Here is a 20258-nt window from a genome sequence, read left to right on the forward strand (position 1 = left end):
ACTAAAATGAAGAAGGAACTAACTGAGCTAGAGCAACGAAATCGCCTTCTGCTATGGATTGTTTGGGGGCTGCTTGCTTTAGGAGTAATAACCGATATTGGGATTGGACTGTCCTGGGATTTAATTCTCTTATTAGTTGCCGTCGGCGGATTGTTTACAGGAACAGCTACATTAATGGCTTATATTGCTAAATTAAAACCTTATGTTAAATATGTTGTACCATTTGGACTAACAAGTATTGTAACAGTTCTTATTGTTTCTGATCCTGAACCTCTTACAAGCACATACTTCTTATTCTATGTGAATTTGGCAATTATCGCTCTTTATTCAGATTATCGACCGATAGTTTTAACAGGTATTCTTGGAGCTGTCGTATCAACGTATATTTACAACGATACTGATATTCGACAACGAATTTTACCGTATGATTCAATTTTTTATTTATATCTTTACTTGCTGTTTGCGACAGTTGCTCTGTCGGTAGCGGCATATTTTACGGGGCGCTTGCAGCGAGAGCTTAAGGCTAGACAGCAGGAGGCTGAAAGGTCGAAAGCATTATCCGATGCATTAATAGATAAGCTTCAGCAGTCCATTCATATTGTTAGCGAATTTAGCAGTAAGCAAAAGGACAAAGTAACCTCGGCTGCAACCATTTCGCGCGAGGTAACGGCAACATTTAGTGAAATGACGGCAGCCGTTGAGCAACAGACGAATCATATTATTGTGATCAATGATTCTATGAAAACGATGAGTGAGCATACAAAGGAAATGGCAGAAAGTGTGCAACAACTTGAAGAAATTGCAGCAAGCAATACGAAGCTAAGTGAGCGCAATGTACAACAGTTGCAGCAAATGAATGATGAGATTGAGAAACTCCGACAATCAACAATGCTCGCTATGGAGGAAATGGAGCAATTAAAAATGAATAACGAGCACGTAAGTAATATCGTTACGACCATTAATGAAATTGCTTCACAAATTCATTTGCTTGCATTAAATGCAGCAATTGAAGCTGCAAGAGCTGGTGAGCATGGCAGAGGCTTTTCTATTGTTGCTAGTGAAATCGGTAAACTAGCAGAACATACGCGCAGCTCAGTAGGGGAAATTGGCGATTTATTAAGCACCATTCATCGCAGCATTAGACAGGCATATCAATTTGTGGAGCAAGGAAATCAATCTGTTGTAAGCAGCATTCCTGTGCTAAAGCAAACCGTTGACTCGATTGAAGCATCAGATAGCAATTTTAAACTTGCTGCTGAGCAAACCTTGCGAGCTACAGCTTCAACTGAAAGCATAAACCAGCAATTTACCCTTTTAGCAGATCAGATGAATGATATTTCTGCTATGACCCAGCAAAATTTGGCTGCTGTTGAGGAAGTTAATGCGAATATGGAGCAGCAGCATGAGCAGATTGAGGTCATGAGTTCGCAATTTGAGCAGTTAGATAAGCTAGTTTCCGAGCTGAACGAGCTAGTGGAAAAACGGTAATCATAGTATAGTTCATGACTACAGGCTAACGATTCATTTTAGTTTTATGAATGGATCGTTAGTTTTTTTGATGTCTAACTATTTTTTTGATTTTAACCCCTATTCTCTGAAAACATAATGCAAAATTTCAGAAATTGTTAAGTTGAATATGTTTTTATTTAAGTAATAAAGAAATTTTGGTTGAGAAAGGGGATATCGGATGCAGCAGTTAATTACTGAACGCTTACTATATAATGAAGATGTTAAGCAAAAATATTTGTCGCGTTATCAAAATCAAGATACAAAGGAGGTTTACGGACGGATTTTTAAAAAGTCTGCTCATTTAGAGAAACAATACAGAAAAGATATATATGATTTTACTGAAGATGAATTAAAGCATTTTGTAAGAGAGATACTTAAGCCTAAAACGAAAGAAAGCTCACGTTCTATCTACTCCACGATTTCCTCTTATATTGAATGGTCATTAGGTGAAGGTCTTTCTAACCATCCTGAAAATCCTTGGAAGAAACGCAATACGCAATATATTTATGAACTAGTCGTTCCTGTAAAAAATTATATGTCGTATGAAGAAAAGCAGTATGTCTTAGACAAGCTGGTAAATGCTCAAGATAAGTTTATTATTGAAGCGTTATGGAATGGGATTCAAGGAGAAAAGTTAAGTGAACTTGTTTCATTAAAAATGGAACATATCGATGCGAAAACAAAACATGTGCTGTTGAATGTTGGAGATATTCAGCATGAACGGAAATTAACAGCTTTTGATGATCAGTTGATTAAACTAGCTACACTTGCAAATGAACAGCGAATTTATATTAAACGAAATGGACAATGCAGCGAAAATACAATTTCTGAAAGTGCGGATTTAGTGGAGTCTGAGTTTATCGTCAAGCATTCGAATACACGTCATCGCGGCAGATTGACGCATACTACACATTATACGATCTACAATCGGATAGAGATGATTCGCAGCTTACCAGAGCTTGAAAAGTTCAATTCTGTGTTAGTTACAAAAAACATTGTGCGCAGTGGTATGATCTATTTTGCCCATCAGTTATATTTGCGCGACGGTGAATTAGGCAGAGCTCAGCTTGAAGAAATTTGCGAACGATTCAATATACGCTTTAAATGGTCCATTAAAGACTTTCTTAATCAAGAAGTCATCGACAGCTTGTACGGAGAAACGCTTGTTCAAGTTAATTAATAAAAGCAACAAGGATGCTAAGGTCGTCAGCAATTTCACTGACTTGCTTAGCATCCTTTTCTTTAAGGTTGCACAAATTTATTCTCCATATACCACATAATGCTCTTTGAGCTTACTCACAATTAAAAAACGTTGCTGCTTATACTCCCACATTTGTTCCATAATCCGATTTTTCTCTTCTTCGGAGTCTTCGATATTTCTTAATTGATCATAAAGCTCAATCATCTTACGGTTGATTCTGTCGAAGGAAATCCATAGCTCCATTCTTACGCGAAGTTCCTGCTCAGTTTGAATATGCTCATCTTTCGCCTTGAGTGTTTGCAGAATTTCTTGCTGCCAATCACTATCCCCAATCGAAATCGCATAATTATATAAATCTAAATGGTCATTAATCCATCTAGCAGCAAATTGTTTACGAGCATTTTTCATACAAACACCCTCCAAACATAGGACGTATTGTAAAAACTTTATATATATAATTGAGGGTTTTCCTTGATATATAAGTCTCGGAAAGCAAAAAACTTGCCACCCCCATAGTTTTAGGTTAAAAGTAAGGTTACCACACCGAACACTTAATCCCAAACAACTAGGAAGTGACAAGTTTGTATCCTCAATTATTAACCTATTTACTTGAATTTATCAAGTACCAAGATCAAATTATTAAAACTTTACTTACTCTTCTTATCGGTAAAAACATGTTTGATAAACCTAAAGAAGAGCCAATCAATAAACCATATCGTAAGCTTCAGGTGGATGATCTTCCGATCAACGAAACTCTTCAGAAGCTTGATTATCGAATCCTTCTAACAGAATACCTAGAGAAAAACGGTAAACATCTAAAGCCTGTTCAAAGGCGTTTGAATGCAAAGACGACTGTACCTAAATCTATGAACTGTCCGAAGTGTGGTGCTCCATCGGATTATCTTTATGCCAATAATGGGGGCAAAGGACAGTATCAATGTAAGGTATGTTCCTGTCTGTTTAATGATAAGAGCCGCTATTTGAAAGAGGCCATTTTAAAGTGTCCTCATTGTTCTAAGACTCTTGAAAAAATCAAAGAGCGAAAAGACTTTAACGTGTTCAAGTGTAAAAATAATGATTGTCCCTATTACCAAAAGAAACTAAATGGTATGTCTTCGAAAGAGAAGAGACAGTTTAAAAAAGATCCTCAATCCTTTAAGTTAAGATACATTTTCCGGCAGTTTCACATCGATTTTCAGCCATTGTCTAAGTCTTCCCCCAAAAAGCCCAAGGTTGATTTATCCAGGCTGTATGCGTCGCCACATACTTTGGGGCTCATTTTAACCTATCATGTCAACTATGGACTTTCGGCCCGTAAAACAGCTGCACTCATGAAAGATGTACATGGGGTAAGCATATCGCATCAAAGTATTTTAAATTATGAGAATGCAGTTGCCCTAATACTTAAGCCTTACGTAGATTATTATCCCTACGAACTTTCTGACCAGTTCTGTGGAGACGAAACCTACATCAAGGTGAATGGGCGTTGGCATTACTTGTTTTTCTTCTTTGATGCGGTAAAAAAGATTATTTTGTCTTACCCAGTATCGCCAAATCGGGATACAGTGTCAGCAATCCGTGCCATTGATGATGTCTTAATGAAACTGAAAGAGATTCCTAAAGATCTTACATTTGTGGTGGATGGCAATCCGATTTATCTCTTAGCTCAGCACTTTTTCGCTCAACACGATATTCAGTTCGACATCAAGCAGGTTATTGGACTTACCAATGAAGATCCTGTGTCAACGGAGTATAGGCATCTCAAACAAGTTATCGAAAGACTAAATCGCACATTTAAAGGCAATTATCGTTCAACACACGGGTTTGGATCCGAACAAGGATCTGTTTCTTTTGTGACCCTGTTTGTAGCTTACTTTAACTTTTTAAGGCCTCATTCTGCATTAGAAGGTAAGGTGCCAGTGCTTAATCCAGAGTTACTGCAGCTCCCGAATATGCCTGCGAGATGGACTAAACTGATCGCTTTAGCACAACAATGGATTAACGAACAACAACCAGCCTAACTTTTTGGTTTAGCAGAGCCCGAAGTAAAAACGAGCAATCGGCGGAGCGAACTCTTGACAAACCGAACTAGCCAATGGTTTAAAATGGAAAAACCAAGGGCTATTTAGCATGCCTTCTTTTTGTCCCCGTCGCCCTTGTTAAAGTAGAGTCAAACCATTGGCGTGTTTGTCAAGAGCGATTGCGTGGCCTTTCCACCCAACAAATGGGAGACGACCCGAACACCTATTGAGTTTTCATAGAACTTTTGACACTACCACATAGGACGTATTGTAAAAACTTTATATATATAATTGAGGGTTTTCCTTGATATATAAGTCTCGGAAAGCAAAAAACTTGCCACCCCCATAGTTTTAGGTTAAAAGTAAGGTTACCACACCGAACACTTAATCCCAAACAACTAGGAAGTGACAAGTTTGTATCCTCAATTATTAACCTATTTACTTGAATTTATCAAGTACCAAGATCAAATTATTAAAACTTTACTTACTCTTCTTATCGGTAAAAACATGTTTGATAAACCTAAAGAAGAGCCAATCAATAAACCATATCGTAAGCTTCAGGTGGATGATCTTCCGATCAACGAAACTCTTCAGAAGCTTGATTATCGAATCCTTCTAACAGAATACCTAGAGAAAAACGGTAAACATCTAAAGCCTGTTCAAAGGCGTTTGAATGCAAAGACGACTGTACCTAAATCTATGAACTGTCCGAAGTGTGGTGCTCCATCGGATTATCTTTATGCCAATAATGGGGGCAAAGGACAGTATCAATGTAAGGTATGTTCCTGTCTGTTTAATGATAAGAGCCGCTATTTGAAAGAGGCCATTTTAAAGTGTCCTCATTGTTCTAAGACTCTTGAAAAAATCAAAGAGCGAAAAGACTTTAACGTGTTCAAGTGTAAAAATAATGATTGTCCCTATTACCAAAAGAAACTAAATGGTATGTCTTCGAAAGAGAAGAGACAGTTTAAAAAAGATCCTCAATCCTTTAAGTTAAGATACATTTTCCGGCAGTTTCACATCGATTTTCAGCCATTGTCTAAGTCTTCCCCCAAAAAGCCCAAGGTTGATTTATCCAGGCTGTATGCGTCGCCACATACTTTGGGGCTCATTTTAACCTATCATGTCAACTATGGACTTTCGGCCCGTAAAACAGCTGCACTCATGAAAGATGTACATGGGGTAAGCATATCGCATCAAAGTATTTTAAATTATGAGAATGCAGTTGCCCTAATACTTAAGCCTTACGTAGATTATTATCCCTACGAACTTTCTGACCAGTTCTGTGGAGACGAAACCTACATCAAGGTGAATGGGCGTTGGCATTACTTGTTTTTCTTCTTTGATGCGGTAAAAAAGATTATTTTGTCTTACCCAGTATCGCCAAATCGGGATACAGTGTCAGCAATCCGTGCCATTGATGATGTCTTAATGAAACTGAAAGAGATTCCTAAAGATCTTACATTTGTGGTGGATGGCAATCCGATTTATCTCTTAGCTCAGCACTTTTTCGCTCAACACGATATTCAGTTCGACATCAAGCAGGTTATTGGACTTACCAATGAAGATCCTGTGTCAACGGAGTATAGGCATCTCAAACAAGTTATCGAAAGACTAAATCGCACATTTAAAGGCAATTATCGTTCAACACACGGGTTTGGATCCGAACAAGGATCTGTTTCTTTTGTGACCCTGTTTGTAGCTTACTTTAACTTTTTAAGGCCTCATTCTGCATTAGAAGGTAAGGTGCCAGTGCTTAATCCAGAGTTACTGCAGCTCCCGAATATGCCTGCGAGATGGACTAAACTGATCGCTTTAGCACAACAATGGATTAACGAACAACAACCAGCCTAACTTTTTGGTTTAGCAGAGCCCGAAGTAAAAACGAGCAATCGGCGGAGCGAACTCTTGACAAACCGAACTAGCCAATGGTTTAAAATGGAAAAACCAAGGGCTATTTAGCATGCCTTCTTTTTGTCCCCGTCGCCCTTGTTAAAGTAGAGTCAAACCATTGGCGTGTTTGTCAAGAGCGATTGCGTGGCCTTTCCACCCAACAAATGGGAGACGACCCGAACACCTATTGAGTTTTCATAGAACTTTTGACACTACCACATAGGAAAAATCTTATACCAAGTATTATACTAGGAATTGTTTGAATTGCAATATTATTTATTAATTAAAATTAAAGCGATATTTCAATTGAACTCGCAAACGAAGTTGGAGGGCGGGGAGCTAGATGTTCATTATCTGCAGTGTATTTAATATTTACACCAGCCTGCAAATTGTCTAAATCTATTTCTGAAGCCAAAGTATTATTACAACCAACCAGCGCAATTTATATTTGTCATTTTTAATTGTCTCTTCAATTGGTTGAGAGCTTATGGAATCTAAGCTTGCTGGTTTGAAAAGTAAAATAAAATCATGATTGATTTTACGACGAAAAACAATACATTTAAGATGATAAGGAGATTATTACACCTACATCCATGAGAAAAATAACTCTTTTTAGTAGCATTTTGGTTCTAACTAAACATATGCATGTATGATAGTTTCAATATTGAGTCGTAGTACCTCGTCTTTGATTTAAGCCTGTTCATAGTGGACGCACAAGCGTTTTACTAGGGATGGGCTATTTTTTATCAGAGAAATAAAGCATTAAGGAAAATAACTAATAACGGAGGGGTTACAAGAGAAACTGTACTGTCTGTTAAGGAATTATGCAAAACATATGATGCAGGGAATCATCAAGTAGAAGCATTACTGATATTTATTCCGTTTGCTTATCGTTTAGGTAGCAATAAGCTGCTACTTGAGTTAAATAATGATAATAAATAAAAAGCTTAACTGACGAAAATTTAAAAAGTTGGATAGATGCTTATTATCCCATAGAAATGATGGGTTAGGCACTCTATCCAACTTTTATTATGTTAGAGCCTATTTAGTTACTATAAATCATTACTCCGCATTCGCAACCGCAGTATTATTTTCATTTTGCTTCTGCATAAGACGCTGCAATTCCTGATCTACATAGTTGCTGCGTACTGCTGCTTGTTCAGCTTCATGGTTGCTGTTCATCGGACTAAATGGTCGACGAGCAATTTCTTGCTGTGCTTCCCATTCTAACACTTTTTGCTCAATACGATTGAAGCCTTGTGCTGCTGTACTTCCTTGGATATGAGGTCCCCAAGAAACTCCTTTGCTAATATTTGCTTTTTGAATGCGAGCCGCAAGCTCTGTACGTTTTTGTTGCAATTGAACACGTTCTTCTTTCATAGCCGCAACACGCTGTTCAAGCTCTATAACTGCTTGTTCTGTCATTTGCAATATTTTAGTAATTTCTGCTGCTTGTTCTTGGTAAATAAATTTAGCTTCAATAGCTGCACGCGCGTCAACTTCACGACCTTCTGCAGCAGCCTGCTCTGCTTTTCCAGCATAAAATGCGACTTGTCCATTTAAATCATTAAGCTTGTTTTGCAGAATACGTTGCTGGGCTTGCTTTTCAAGCACTACACCTTCAGCTTGAGTGATTTGCTCATCCAAATCTCTCAAGTATTGATTCATCATTACCGTCGGATTTTCAATTTTATCTAAAACCTCATTTGATACTGCCTTAGTCATCATTACAATACGACTTAAAATTCCCATAGCTTAATCCCTCTTTCTTTTTAATATGCTTTTTAATTGCTTGTTAATTTGCTTGTTAATTATGCTCTTCATTAATAATGATAATGGTTGCTAAAGAACGTATCGCTATAAGGTGCTTTTGGTACAAACAGCGATAAAAGGAAATACAGCAGAACCATCGTGCCGAAGCTACCAAATGCTAAGACCACGAAAAGCACACGAATAATTGTTGGATCAACACCTAACCATTCTCCAATACCACCACATAAACCAGTAATTTTACTGTCTGTCACCGAACGAAATAATTTTTTCATAATTAAGTTTCCTCCTAGATTAATTTGATTTATAACTTAAGCTTTTAGTTTCTAGCTTTTTGATTATCTTCAACAACTCATTGTTTCTGTTCTTTATGGCTTTATTGTATATGAGTTGGAGGGTGGTTCGTAACGGTCCGTGGACGGTAAATTAAACTGGTCTTTAGGTGAGGATAAACTAGACTTAAGGCGAGGTTGGGTAAAAGTGTGAGCAGCAGATATGGAAAAAATCCAAGATTCATCCACATAGATGTGCACATTATGTGGATAAATTAGCGCTTACATGTGTATAAAATAGTGGATATTGTGAATAAATCCTGAATTATGTGTATAACCAAAAGAAATACTGTGGATAATTTCGAGGAAAATTACCATTTAAAAGAAGTTAAATCCACATGTGTATTTTTGTATCTTAGCGGCAAAGGTTTAGTGTATATTTAGTAGAAAAGAATAGAACGTGATTAGTTAAAGGAATGAGGGGAAATATGCGATTATATTGCTTACGAGTGGAGTCAGAGCTTATTGAGGAATATTTGCGAGAATGCTACATTAGCATTCATTTGCCCTGGCTTAATGAAGATGCAGAGCACTTGTCTTGGCAAGAGCTTTGTGGAACACATGAACACGCGAAAAATTCAGAGCCGGCACGTTTATTTATAGATGTGATGGAGGATGGCGATTTTATTATAATGACGGATGGGACATCAGCGTATTTAGGGGATATGGGAGATTACTTTTTTGTTCAAGATTGTTCTAGTGAAGTTGAAGTTCAAAATGCACAGTCACAGTTGCCACCCCGCCTGCATCGCCGCGGAGTTACATGGTTACGCTCGCTTAGTGAGCAAATGAACCTAATGGCGCCAGATCTAAAGCAGTTTATTGTCGGTACTGAATACTTGGCGTTGTATAACAAGGAGGTTTCCCTTGATGAGCTAGAGCTGCTATTTAATTATGAGATGCAACAAGCGGCTATAGATCAGCAACTGCATAAAGGGACAGCAAGCGGCGCAGACGATATTGCAGATTATATTGACGATGCACTTATTCGTGAGGCGATTGAAGTGTTAAAGTTAGCATTGCGCAGTGATGATGCAGAAAGAAGAGAACGTGCGGCAATTGCCCTGCTTAATTTTGCGAAAAAGTAGGCGAAGAATTACTGAAGACAGCATAACAGGAGGAGAAGCAATGAGAATTGTAATTGCTCCAGATTCATTCAAAGGTTCACTCACAGCAAATGAGGTTTGCAGCGCAATACGCCGCGGGATTAATGCAGTCGATAAGCAAATAACCGTTATCGAGGCACCAGTAGCAGATGGAGGAGAAGGAACAGTCCATGCGCTTGTTTATGCTACAAAAGGTAAGCTAATTGATGTGAATGCAAGTGATCCGCTAGGAAGACCGATCTTAGCGCAATATGGGGTGCTTGGCGATGGCGAAACGGTTGTCATCGAAATGGCAATGGCAAGCGGACTGCCGCTGCTTAAGCCGCACGAACGGAATCCTATGCTTACGACTAGCTATGGTACAGGTGAATTAATTATGCATGCGGTTCGTGCCGGTTATCGGAAATTTATTATTGGTCTTGGCGGAAGTGCAACGAATGATGGCGGTGCAGGGATGCTGTCGGCACTAGGTGTAAGACTATTAGATAAGCAAGGAAAGCCATTGCCTGCTGGCGGAGGAGCGTTAATCGATTTAGCAGAAATTGATTTAAACTCGCTTTATCCAGAGCTAAGACAATGTCATTTTGAACTTGCAACAGATGTAAAAAATCCGCTATGTGGAATAAATGGTGCATCTGCTGTATACGGACCGCAAAAGGGAGCGACCAGCGAAATGATTAGTCAGCTTGATGCTGCCCTTGCTCATTATGGTAAACAATTAGAGCAAACGACATGTCGAGCAGTGTGCAATATGCCGGGAAGCGGTGCTGCAGGCGGGATGGGAGCAGCGTTTATGGCTGTGTTTGGCGCACAAAGCAAGGCTGGAATTGATGTTGTGCTAAAAGCGATAAATTTTGAGCGATTACTGCTAGACGCCGATCTTGTTATAACAGGAGAGGGAAGTTTAGACGCACAAACGTTGTCTGGCAAAGTTATTGCTGGAGTATGCGCCTGCGCTGCAGCTCATAATGTGCCTGTCATTGCCTTATGCGGAAGCCTGAAATTATCAAGTGAAGAAATAAGTAAGCTTGGCCTTCAAGCTGCATTTTCAATGCTTCCTGAGCCATGCAGTCTCGAGGAGGCAATTGAAAATGCCGATCGATGGCTTCAGCAGCAAACCGAACAAATGATTCAGCTGCTTCGACTTACAAAGTGTTGTGAATAAATTAGGAAAGAACGATGTTGAGTTATGAATTAGGCAGCTCTTTGAGCGTTGTGAATACAGAAACTAGCTCCTCATGCAATACGATGTCAAACAAATGATCCATTTTCGTTGGCTGCAAATTAACGATCGCGGTTGCAGCTTGTTTTGCTTGAGCAGCATAGTAAGGAAGCTCCTTTACCGGATACACTTCAAGCGAAGAGCCAAGAGTGAGAAACAGATCACAATAAGCAGAAGCTTGATAAGCTTCCTCCAAATAACGAACTCTGCCGCCGAATAAAACAACATCAGGCTTTAATATAAATTGATCATGCGGGCAGCGTGGAACGGGCTGCTCCATAATATAGGATAATGGGTATGTGCGTTTGCACTTTGGACAGTGAGCATGGTCAATTGAACCATGCGCCTCTAAAATGTTACTGCTGCCAGCCTTGCGGTGCAGACCGTCTACATTTTGCGTAATGATAGTAACTTGTTTACCTTGCTGTTCTAGCTCAGCAAGGTATAAATGGGCAGGATTAGGCTCATATTGATGCATTTGCTCTAATTGAAAGATTTGCTTGAAATTAATCCAAAATTGTTTAGGTTCTTTGCTGTAATAGCTCTCAGATAGCAAATATTCGACATTTTCATGCTTTGTATATATTCCGTTAGCTGAGCGAAAATCGGGTATCCCGCTTGCTGTGCTTATTCCTGCCCCAGACAGGACGGTGATGGAGTTGGCAGCGCTCACTGCTGCCGCAAGCTGTTCAATTGCAGAACTAGAACTATGATTACTTATGTTCAAATTATTCTTCAACTGATTGGCTCCTTTCTTTAACAACAGAAACTGCTGTAATTGGATACTCCTTTAACAGTTTAGCAGTTAATGCCCCGACGATTAGTGACCATAATGCCGCCGATATGCCGAGCATTGTAATGCCAGATACTGAAATAACAAAAGCAAATAAAACAGAATAACGAAATTGCTTATCACTAAAGGCTGCTTGCATACTATTCATGAAAATACCTAATAATGAAAAACCGATAATGATGGAAATAAAGTAGCTTGGCAAGATTGTAATATAAGGCAGAACTAACCAGGCAAAAATTCCAAACATTATACATAGTACGCTGGATAAAATCCCTGCACGATAGCGTTGCTCTCTAGCGCCTGCATCATCACTGCTGCACATTGTAGTCATCATACCGCCGATATTAACGGCGTGCCCGTTAAATAACCCCCCGATAATCGAAGCTAGCCCAGAATAAGTAATAATTCGATTCATAGGCGCTTGATAGCCTTGTTTATCTAATGAGGCAAGCCCGACAGCTAAATCATTACTTAACACAAGCACGCTAATTGGCAAGGCAAGTGTAATAAATCCCTGCCAGCTAAATTCCGGCAGTGTAAGCTGAGGCAGTTGAAAGCTAAGATGCTTTACATCAGGAAATGAATATGTGATTAATAAGCCAATAATTCCTAACAAAATGACACCGACAATAGAAGGCAAAGCTTTGAATAGCTTAGGTATGATGAAAAAGCCGCATAACGATAAAATTCCGACAAGCGGATTACTTTTAAATGCTGGAACGAGCTCTATAATGTAATGTGCGATAATGCCGGCCAGCATTGCATCAATAACAGGTCTAGGGATATGTTTAAATACAAATTGAAATAAGCCGCTTATGCCTAATACAGCAACAATTACCCCAGCCATAATAAAGCTGCCGATAATTTGTGGTAACGTCATATGAACGGAAACCGTACTTAAAAAGGCAATCGCTGTAACGGAGTGTGCCCCCGCAATAGGCAACTTATACTTCCATGCTAGCAACAGATTAAATAGCCCTGCTAAGGTGTAACCAGTAAACATCCAAGATAATAAACCATGACTGTTAATCCCTAACTGATTTGCACTATGCACAACGAGAATCGCACCGCCAGTACAAGCTAGTAAAGCAGACATTAAGCCTGTTGACCATAATTTAGCATTCATGTTGTAAGACTCCTAAAGCAAGCAGCCATTCTGTCCAATGACAAAATGGCTGCAAGATAAAAATTTATTCTAAAGTTTAGTATGAAGTACAGTACGCATAGACTTGATGTGGGAAAGGTAACGAATGTTACTTGCTTCTTTCATCAAAGTAGCAGGCAATCCTGTAAGCGCTGTGTTACTTGCACCTACAGTTGCTACTGCGTCTTTACGACCAAGTGATGCTAGTGTACCAGAGTTAACTGGTTGGAATTTTTCCATTGGTTTGTTGTTGAAGAATGCATATAGGTTGTAGCCAGCTAGCTCACCCATTTGCCAAGCGTTTTGTGCAGTTGGTGCGTAAGGACGACCGCCTTCTTCTGGGAATGCAAGAGCAGCATCACCAACAACAAATACATCATTGTGAGATTTAGATTGCAAATATTCGTTAACTGCAGCTTTACCGCGATCGCATTCAAGACCGGATTCAGCAACAATTGGAAGTGCAGCTACGCCGCCAGTCCATACAAGAGTGTTAGCTTCAATTGTTTCGCCTGTTTTAAGCTCAATTTTGTTGCCAACAACACCAGTAACAGGAACTCCAGTAATAAATTCAACACCGCGTTTGGATAGACTTTCTGTAGCGCGTTGAATAAGTGGGTCAGGAAGAACTGGTAGAATTTTAGGACCAGCTTCAACTAGCTTAATTTTAAGCTCGGAGAAAGGCACTCCATATTTTTTAGCGATTTGAGGGAAGTTGTCGATAATTTCGCCAACAAGCTCAACACCTGTTAAGCCGCCTCCGCCGATAACGATTGTAGCATCAGCTGCATTTTTAGTTTTTGCATAAGATTTGATGCGTTCTTCGATATGGTTGTAAATTCTTTTAGCATCGTCAACAGATTTTAGAACCATGCTGTTTTCCTCTAGGCCTGGAATTCCGAAGAAACCAGTTTGACTTCCTAGTGCAACAACAAGTGCATCATAAGAAAGTGTATATCCATCAGAAAGCTTAACTTCTTTTTTATCTACAGAGAAAGAAGTAACTTTTCCGATACGAACAGTTACATCAAAGTTTTTAAATAATGTTTTTAAAGGAATTGCAACCGCTTCTTCATTAATTGTACCACCAGCTAAGCGGTGTAGTTCAGTAATGATTTGATGTGTAGGGTATTGGTTAACGACAGTAATTTTTGCTTCGTTTTTGTCCAGATATTTGCGAACAGTTTGCGCAGCAAGTACGCCGCCATAACCTGCACCCAAAATGACAATATGTTTAGACATAGTTAGTCCTCCGTCCATACGTTAAATTACGTGAAATGATTTCGATAATTATTTTTTCGAACGCTCGTTCGCAACTTCAAGATATGCATTAATAAAGCGGAAAAGTTTTTGTGCTTGAGGATCTTTTAGCATTTTCATTAGGCCAAAGACACCGATAACTTCATCTCTTTGCTCAGCACGGTCTTTTGCTTCAACTGCATTAAGTGCGATTTGTCTTGCTCCTTCAATAACTGGTCCAACGATTTCGCTAGTTGCATGTACGATATCGTTTTTGAACACTTCGTCAGTAGCAAGCTGTTTTGTAAACGAGTAAGCTTTAGTTAACGTACTTACCATTTCAGTAAGCTGTGGAAGCTGATCCACTAACGTGTTTAGCGATGCTTGCACTTGTGGGTTAGCCAGCTTTTCCAACAATTGTTGATCTGCAGTCACAGCAGATTGCGTTTGTGTGTTTGTTTCTGACATATCCAGGTCTCCTTTAAATAAACTACTTTAGCCGATTTTCATCGTCCATGCCAAGGCTGCGCACATAACAAGACCTCACCGTACTCAATTTCAGTAGGTGTATTGTGATAAATTTCACCTGTTAGATTAGATGGAGGTCAAGTTCGATTGACATCTTGGCGTAAGCCGTTATTTTCATTATAGCGTAAGTTGACAAAAACGTCTCTATGTGTGAAGCAAATTTCTCGAAAATGTGACAAATAAAAAAAGAAATTTTCAAAAAATCATCATAATTTGCTCGTTGCATATATGCTTTACTTATAGCTTATGCATTTTTGCTCAAATTTATTTATCTTTACACATGTACAATTGCCCACGAATTATCAGGAAGGCTGAAATAAGTGGCAAAAATCACTTTCAGACGATCGAAAGCAGGTTATGATTAATTTGTGGAAATCTCACAAGTAAGATCTGTTGACCTATTTACTATTAGCTAACTGATCATGCATTATTGCATAATAAGCAAGTTCTTACTTGTATTCCATGGTAGTGTCAAAAGTTCTATGAAAACTCAATAGGTGTTCGGGTCGTCTCCCATTTGTTGGGTGGAAAGGCCACGCAATCGCTCTTGACAAACACGCCAATGGTTTGACTCTACTTTAACAAGGGCGACGGGGACAAAAAGAAGGCATGCTAAATAGCCCTTGGTTTTTCCATTTTAAACCATTGGCTAGTTCGGTTTGTCAAGAGTTCGCTCCGCCGATTGCTCGTTTTTACTTCGGGCTCTGCTAAACCAAAAAGTTAGGCTGGTTGTTGTTCGTTAATCCATTGTTGTGCTAAAGCGATCAGTTTAGTCCATCTCGCAGGCATATTCGGGAGCTGCAGTAACTCTGGATTAAGCACTGGCACCTTACCTTCTAATGCAGAATGAGGCCTTAAAAAGTTAAAGTAAGCTACAAACAGGGTCACAAAAGAAACAGATCCTTGTTCGGATCCAAACCCGTGTGTTGAACGATAATTGCCTTTAAATGTGCGATTTAGTCTTTCGATAACTTGTTTGAGATGCCTATACTCCGTTGACACAGGATCTTCATTGGTAAGTCCAATAACCTGCTTGATGTCGAACTGAATATCGTGTTGAGCGAAAAAGTGCTGAGCTAAGAGATAAATCGGATTGCCATCCACCACAAATGTAAGATCTTTAGGAATCTCTTTCAGTTTCATTAAGACATCATCAATGGCACGGATTGCTGACACTGTATCCCGATTTGGCGATACTGGGTAAGACAAAATAATCTTTTTTACCGCATCAAAGAAGAAAAACAAGTAATGCCAACGCCCATTCACCTTGATGTAGGTTTCGTCTCCACAGAACTGGTCAGAAAGTTCGTAGGGATAATAATCTACGTAAGGCTTAAGTATTAGGGCAACTGCATTCTCATAATTTAAAATACTTTGATGCGATATGCTTACCCCATGTACATCTTTCATGAGTGCAGCTGTTTTACGGGCCGAAAGTCCATAGTTGACATGATAGGTTAAAATGAGCCCCAAAGTATGTGGCGACGCATACAGCCTGGATAAATCAACCTTGGGCTTTTTGGGGGAAGACTTAGACAATGGCTGAAAATCGATGTGAAACTGCCGGAAAATGTATCTTAACTTAAAGGATTGAGGATCTTTTTTAAACTGTCTCTTCTCTTTCGAAGACATACCATTTAGTTTCTTTTGGTAATAGGGACAATCATTATTTTTACACTTGAACACGTTAAAGTCTTTTCGCTCTTTGATTTTTTCAAGAGTCTTAGAACAATGAGGACACTTTAAAATGGCCTCTTTCAAATAGCGGCTCTTATCATTAAACAGACAGGAACATACCTTACATTGATACTGTCCTTTGCCCCCATTATTGGCATAAAGATAATCCGATGGAGCACCACACTTCGGACAGTTCATAGATTTAGGTACAGTCGTCTTTGCATTCAAACGCCTTTGAACAGGCTTTAGATGTTTACCGTTTTTCTCTAGGTATTCTGTTAGAAGGATTCGATAATCAAGCTTCTGAAGAGTTTCGTTGATCGGAAGATCATCCACCTGAAGCTTACGATATGGTTTATTGATTGGCTCTTCTTTAGGTTTATCAAACATGTTTTTACCGATAAGAAGAGTAAGTAAAGTTTTAATAATTTGATCTTGGTACTTGATAAATTCAAGTAAATAGGTTAATAATTGAGGATACAAACTTGTCACTTCCTAGTTGTTTGGGATTAAGTGTTCGGTGTGGTAACCTTACTTTTAACCTAAAACTATGGGGGTGGCAAGTTTTTTGCTTTCCGAGACTTATATATCAAGGAAAACCCTCAATTATATATATAAAGTTTTTACAATACGTATTCCATAAAGGGAGAGGAATTTATGAAGTTAATCGCATCAGATATGGATGGAACGCTGCTTAACGAGTATTGGCGAATAAGTGAAGAAAATCGCGCAGCAATACTTGAAGCACAGGCAGCAGGGATAGAAGTCGTTATTGCTACAGGCAGACCCTATAGCAATGTCAATGTTATTTTGGAAGAGGCAGGCTTAACCTGTCCCGTAATTAGTTTAAATGGTGCCGAAACACGTGATGCAAGCGGGAAATTAATCGCTGCTCAGCCACTTAGTAAACAGCAAGCACATGAGGTGCATCGCATATTATCAGAAGAAGGAATGTACTTTGAGCTAATGACAGAAATTGGTGCAATCAGCATTAGCTATGAACGTTATATGGAAATTTCACATTTTTACGGGGCAATCACACTTCCACATCTATCTGAGCAAGAGCGATATGAAACAGTATTAAGAATGAGCCAGGAGCGTATAACCAATGAACGCTGTCAGTTTGTTGATAGCTTTACACCATATTTAATAGATGATCAGTTATCCATTCTTAAGATTTTTGCTTTAACGGACGACGAGGAATGTCGTAAGCGAAGTGAAGAGAGATTGCGTAAGCTGGAAGGTTTAGCAATTTCCTCCTCAGGACATGGCAATCTTGAAGTTAATGCAGAGCTGGCTACGAAAGGCTATGCAGTAGAGCAATACGCGGCTAAGCTTGGCATTAATTCCTCAGAAATTATGGCAATTGGAGATAGCTTTAATGATTTATCAATGCTGCAAATGGCTGGAAAAGGGATTGTTATGGGCAATGCGCCGCAATCCTTAAAAGATTTAATTCCGTATCAAACGAAGCGTAATACGGAGCATGGCGTTGCTCATGCAATTCGCGAGCTGCTCGCAGAAATGGGCGCACGTTAAGGTATGACTTGTAAAAAAAGCTGATATAGGCTTGTCTTGTCTGCATAGGCATCACTCTTAAAAGATATGAGGTTAGCATTAAAAAAGTAAGCAGTTTGGAATTATCGTTGACTCCTAGGTATTGCAAAATTTAACTTGAAGGTGATTAGACATGAAGAACATCAGACTTACCCTGACCAACAAGGTCTTGCTATTAACTATGCTTATTATTGCGATTGTGCTAACTTCGACAACATCTGTCATCTATTTGCAAAATGTCAAAGCATTAGATCGACAAGGAATGGCGTTAACAGAGGCTGTACGAATCGGGATGGAAAACGCAGTAACAGCAAGAGTGACTGCTGAAGAGATATTAGATAAAGAAATGCTTGGACAAGCCTATATGCTATCGCTAATAAATGCGAAAGGAACAAGCTATGAGGAATTAGTTCAGCTATCCGAAGTATCTGGCATCGATGAGTTTTGGATAACTGATGATAAAGGAAATACGGTTTTGACAAATATGGCTGAATCCGTTGATTTTAACTTTGGTGAAGATCCTGAAGGACAAGCCAGCGAGTTTATGAATATTTTATCTGGTGAAGTAAAAGAAATAACTCAAGAAGCGATGATTAGGGATGTAGATGGCAAGTTATATAAATTCGTAGGTGTATCTGGCTGGAATGAGAAGGCTATAATGCAGATCGCTCGCGATGGAGCAATGCTCACCCAATTAGAAAATGAGGTAGGGATAAAACCATTAATTGAGCAAATGCAAGGCCATCTTGGACAAGAAATATTATTAACGATATTAGTAGATGAAGCGGGAAATGTTAAAACCAGCTCAGATGCCAGCTATGAACAAGTGCCACAAAACATTCTGGATAAAGTAAATGAAGCAAAAAGTAAACAAGCTATTACTTCTCTTAAAGGAAAATATAATCAAAAGCAGGTTACATATTATGCAACTTCCTTATCTAATGGGCAGGCGATGATTTTAGCAATTTCCAGCGATTTATTAACTAGTACTAAAATGATTAATGTTGTCGCCAATTTAATAGGATTAATATTCAGCTTTATCATTATTTATTTTGTTATTGGCCGTGCGGTGAAGCCAGTAAAACAAATTCGCAATTCACTCCTAGATATTTCTCAAGGAGAGGGCGATTTAACGAAACGGATTGAGATTACATCGAAGGACGAAGTTGGTCAATCTGCAGAGGCATTTAATTTAATGATTTCACGTATTCAAGATCTTGTTAAACGAATTAAACTGCAAAGTGATGCAGTATTAGATTCTTCTGAGTCACTGCATATGGTATCTGATCAAAACAAACACGCAAGTGAACAAATTGCTCAGTCGATGCAAACGATCGCTGACGGATCTTATCAGCAATTGACAACTGTAGAGCAAAATTCACAAGTGCTTGCTCAAATGATTCATCAATCAGAGGAAATTACGTCGGACATGCAAAACATAAATGTTGCGGCGAATGAAACGGTTGCTAAAGCAGATCAAGGAAATATAGCTATTCAATCAGCGATTGAGCAAGTCCAATCGATCCGAAATATCGTACTGCGTTTATCTCAAGCGATGAATTCTTTAGGAGAGCGTTCAAATAAAATTGGGGAGATTACGCAGCTTATTAACAACATCTCACAGCAAACGAACTTATTAGCATTAAATGCGGGAATTGAAGCGGCAAGAGCAGGAGAACATGGACGAGGCTTTGCTGTTGTAGCTGGTGAGGTTCGTCATTTGGCAGATCAATCAAGAGAGGCGACAGAGCAAATTACCGCTCTAATTCAAGGAATGCAGGTAGAGACAGCAGAGGCGATTTCCTCGATGCGTGCCGTAAGCAAAGAAGTCGATGAAGGTATCCATGTGATGGGAACAGCAGGCAGCTCATTCCATACGATTCACCAGGCACTAGGGAATGTTACGCAGCAAATTTCTCATTCCACAACCGCGATTCATGAGCTTGTTACAGGTATTCACGAGCTTGAATCCTCAATGAAGGGAATTGTGAAAGTAGCCGAGGAAGCAGCCTTTGGCACGGAAAATGCATCCGCAGCATCTCAGGAGCAGTTAGCTTCAATCCAAGAAGTCGCAGCATCCGCTGAACGGTTAATGAAAATTGCGGAGGAATTAAAGCAGTTAACAGACCAATTTAAGGCATAAATTATTATGGATAAATAAAGGCAGCGCTGTCGTATGCAAAGCTTGATTTAGCTTAACTTCGCTTAAATTAGCCTAGTTTAGCTAAATGAGTTTGACTTTGCATAAACAGCGCTGCTTTTCTAA

The 20258-nt window shown here is 39.2% G+C and carries 16 protein-coding genes; 8 read left to right on the top strand and 8 right to left on the bottom strand.

Translation table 11 applies throughout. The features are described from left to right. The first annotated feature begins 6 nt into the window (after positions 1 to 6). On the top strand, positions 7 to 1488 hold the full coding sequence (locus tag AC2TDL_RS12090; RefSeq protein WP_484696359.1) for a methyl-accepting chemotaxis protein: 1482 nt from the start codon (positions 7 to 9) through the stop codon (positions 1486 to 1488). Positions 1489 to 1687: 199 nt separating this feature from the next. Then, positions 1688 to 2689 (top strand): phage lytic cycle repressor MrpR family protein, encoded by a 1002-nt coding sequence (locus AC2TDL_RS12095; protein WP_484696360.1) that lies wholly within the window; start codon positions 1688 to 1690, stop codon positions 2687 to 2689. A 78-nt stretch (positions 2690 to 2767) separates the two neighbouring features. Here the strand turns inward: AC2TDL_RS12095 and AC2TDL_RS12100 are convergent, their stop codons facing one another. Then, positions 2768 to 3118 (bottom strand): hypothetical protein, encoded by a 351-nt coding sequence (locus AC2TDL_RS12100; protein WP_484696361.1) that lies wholly within the window; start codon positions 3116 to 3118, stop codon positions 2768 to 2770. Positions 3119 to 3291: 173 nt separating this feature from the next. On the opposite strand from AC2TDL_RS12100, the gene AC2TDL_RS12105 reads away from it, so the two are divergent. After that, positions 3292 to 4731, top strand: coding sequence for an IS6 family transposase (locus AC2TDL_RS12105; RefSeq protein WP_484696056.1), 1440 nt, complete (start codon positions 3292 to 3294; stop codon positions 4729 to 4731). Between the two features lie 414 nt (positions 4732 to 5145). Further along, positions 5146 to 6585 (top strand): IS6 family transposase, encoded by a 1440-nt coding sequence (locus tag AC2TDL_RS12110; RefSeq protein WP_484696056.1) that lies wholly within the window; start codon positions 5146 to 5148, stop codon positions 6583 to 6585. 1101 nt (positions 6586 to 7686) lie between these two features. Here the strand turns inward: AC2TDL_RS12110 and AC2TDL_RS12115 are convergent. Then, complete coding sequence (locus AC2TDL_RS12115; protein ID WP_484696362.1) at positions 7687 to 8376, bottom strand: PspA/IM30 family protein; 690 nt, start codon at positions 8374 to 8376, stop codon at positions 7687 to 7689. Positions 8377 to 8447: 71 nt separating this feature from the next. After that, the gene (locus AC2TDL_RS12120) at positions 8448 to 8669 is read right to left on the bottom strand and encodes a PspC domain-containing protein (protein WP_484696363.1); all 222 of its coding nucleotides are present in this window, start codon (positions 8667 to 8669) and stop codon (positions 8448 to 8450) included. A gap of 506 nt (positions 8670 to 9175) precedes the next feature. Between AC2TDL_RS12120 and AC2TDL_RS12125 the strand changes: the two genes are divergently transcribed. After that, entirely contained in the window at positions 9176 to 9814 is a 639-nt protein-coding gene (locus AC2TDL_RS12125) for a hypothetical protein (RefSeq protein WP_484696364.1), read from the top strand. 40 nt (positions 9815 to 9854) lie between these two features. Further along, positions 9855 to 10997, top strand: coding sequence for a glycerate kinase (locus tag AC2TDL_RS12130; RefSeq protein ID WP_484696365.1), 1143 nt, complete (start codon positions 9855 to 9857; stop codon positions 10995 to 10997). A 22-nt stretch (positions 10998 to 11019) separates the two neighbouring features. Here the strand turns inward: AC2TDL_RS12130 and AC2TDL_RS12135 are convergent, their stop codons facing one another. The 5 genes from AC2TDL_RS12135 to AC2TDL_RS12155 all read right to left on the bottom strand — a co-directional run bounded on the left by AC2TDL_RS12135 (position 11020) and on the right by AC2TDL_RS12155 (position 16918). Beyond that, entirely contained in the window at positions 11020 to 11793 is a 774-nt protein-coding gene (locus AC2TDL_RS12135) for an NAD-dependent protein deacylase (protein ID WP_484696366.1), read from the bottom strand. Continuing rightward, a complete protein-coding gene (locus AC2TDL_RS12140) occupies positions 11783 to 12973 on the bottom strand; it encodes a benzoate/H(+) symporter BenE family transporter (RefSeq protein WP_484696367.1) in 1191 nt (396 codons plus the stop codon). The genes AC2TDL_RS12135 and AC2TDL_RS12140 overlap by 11 nt, the downstream gene beginning before the upstream one ends. Before the next feature lie 69 nt (positions 12974 to 13042). Next, a complete protein-coding gene (locus AC2TDL_RS12145) occupies positions 13043 to 14233 on the bottom strand; it encodes an NAD(P)/FAD-dependent oxidoreductase (protein WP_484696368.1) in 1191 nt (396 codons plus the stop codon). 48 nt (positions 14234 to 14281) lie between these two features. Then, complete coding sequence (locus AC2TDL_RS12150) at positions 14282 to 14698, bottom strand: helical membrane plugin domain-containing protein (RefSeq protein WP_484696369.1); 417 nt, start codon at positions 14696 to 14698, stop codon at positions 14282 to 14284. Positions 14699 to 15478: 780 nt separating this feature from the next. Beyond that, positions 15479 to 16918 (bottom strand): IS6 family transposase, encoded by a 1440-nt coding sequence (locus AC2TDL_RS12155; protein ID WP_484696056.1) that lies wholly within the window; start codon positions 16916 to 16918, stop codon positions 15479 to 15481. A 174-nt stretch (positions 16919 to 17092) separates the two neighbouring features. Between AC2TDL_RS12155 and AC2TDL_RS12160 the strand changes: the two genes are divergently transcribed. Together AC2TDL_RS12160 and AC2TDL_RS12165 are read left to right on the top strand one after the other, a co-directional pair. Then, positions 17093 to 17974, top strand: a complete 882-nt coding sequence (locus tag AC2TDL_RS12160) for a Cof-type HAD-IIB family hydrolase (protein WP_484696370.1) — start codon at positions 17093 to 17095, stop codon at positions 17972 to 17974. 151 nt (positions 17975 to 18125) lie between these two features. Continuing rightward, entirely contained in the window at positions 18126 to 20135 is a 2010-nt protein-coding gene (locus AC2TDL_RS12165; RefSeq protein ID WP_484696371.1) for a methyl-accepting chemotaxis protein, read from the top strand. Positions 20136 to 20258 lie beyond the last annotated feature (123 nt).

The sequence above is a fragment of the Paenibacillus sp. plas6 genome (assembly GCF_057221655.1).

Bases quoted from the DNA above. Each gene is read 5' to 3' on its own strand.
- AC2TDL_RS12090 (WP_484696359.1), top strand. From the start codon at position 7: ATGAAGAAGGAACTAACTGAGCTAGAGCAACGAAATCGCCTTCTGCTA.
- AC2TDL_RS12095 (WP_484696360.1), top strand. From the start codon at position 1,688: ATGCAGCAGTTAATTACTGAACGCTTACTATATAATGAAGATGTTAAG.
- AC2TDL_RS12100 (WP_484696361.1), bottom strand. From the start codon at position 3,118: ATGAAAAATGCTCGTAAACAATTTGCTGCTAGATGGATTAATGACCAT.
- AC2TDL_RS12115 (WP_484696362.1), bottom strand. From the start codon at position 8,376: ATGGGAATTTTAAGTCGTATTGTAATGATGACTAAGGCAGTATCAAAT.
- AC2TDL_RS12120 (WP_484696363.1), bottom strand. From the start codon at position 8,669: ATGAAAAAATTATTTCGTTCGGTGACAGACAGTAAAATTACTGGTTTA.
- AC2TDL_RS12130 (WP_484696365.1), top strand. From the start codon at position 9,855: ATGAGAATTGTAATTGCTCCAGATTCATTCAAAGGTTCACTCACAGCA.
- AC2TDL_RS12140 (WP_484696367.1), bottom strand. From the start codon at position 12,973: ATGAATGCTAAATTATGGTCAACAGGCTTAATGTCTGCTTTACTAGCT.
- AC2TDL_RS12145 (WP_484696368.1), bottom strand. From the start codon at position 14,233: ATGTCTAAACATATTGTCATTTTGGGTGCAGGTTATGGCGGCGTACTT.
- AC2TDL_RS12150 (WP_484696369.1), bottom strand. From the start codon at position 14,698: ATGTCAGAAACAAACACACAAACGCAATCTGCTGTGACTGCAGATCAA.
- AC2TDL_RS12160 (WP_484696370.1), top strand. From the start codon at position 17,093: ATGAAGTTAATCGCATCAGATATGGATGGAACGCTGCTTAACGAGTAT.
- AC2TDL_RS12165 (WP_484696371.1), top strand. From the start codon at position 18,126: ATGAAGAACATCAGACTTACCCTGACCAACAAGGTCTTGCTATTAACT.